This is a genomic window from Aminobacter sp. P4_D5 (assembly GCF_056401815.1).
In genome coordinates this window covers 1-513 of the sequence record NZ_JBFUIP010001430.1, presented here as the reverse complement: position 1 = coordinate 513, position 513 = coordinate 1, and the positions used below count along the sequence as shown (strand labels likewise).

Here is a 513-nt window from a genome sequence, read left to right as displayed (position 1 = left end):
GGCATGAACCGCGGATGGACGAGCGGACCATCGCGATGGGCGTGCGGCCGGATCGTTAGGATTCCCAGCGGCTTCCCGAGAGTGCAACTGGCGCAGCCCGCCACCGCTGGCTAGTGTCCCCGCCATGACGAAGCCCACCGCCTTCCTCTCGCGCATGCTGGCCTTCCTGGCGATGGTCGGGGTGGTCGTGGCGCTGCTCTATCCCTCGCTCCACCATGCCTTCGAGGCCAATCCGGTCCTCAACGGCTTCATCCTCTTCGTGCTGACGCTGGGCATCCTCTGGAACATCCGCCAGGTGCTGGTGCTGCGCCCGGAGGTCGACTGGCTGGAGGCCTTCCGCAACCCGCGCCAGGGCGACCCGGCCCGGCCCACACCGCGCCTTCTCGGCCCGATGGCAAGCATGCTGGCCGCCCGGCGCACGGACCGCTTCACGCTCTCGACGGCGGCGATGCGCTCGCTGTTGGACGGCATCTCCTCGCGGCTGGACGAGACGCGCGAGCTGTCGCGCTACAT

General features: G+C 69.2%; 1 pseudogene. It reads left to right on the top strand.

Going from position 1 to position 513, the window contains the following annotated elements:
• Positions 1–124 precede the first annotated feature (124 nt).
• Positions 125–513: pseudogene (locus AC1DWF_RS38805) on the top strand (flagellar motor protein MotA); the annotation flags it as partial.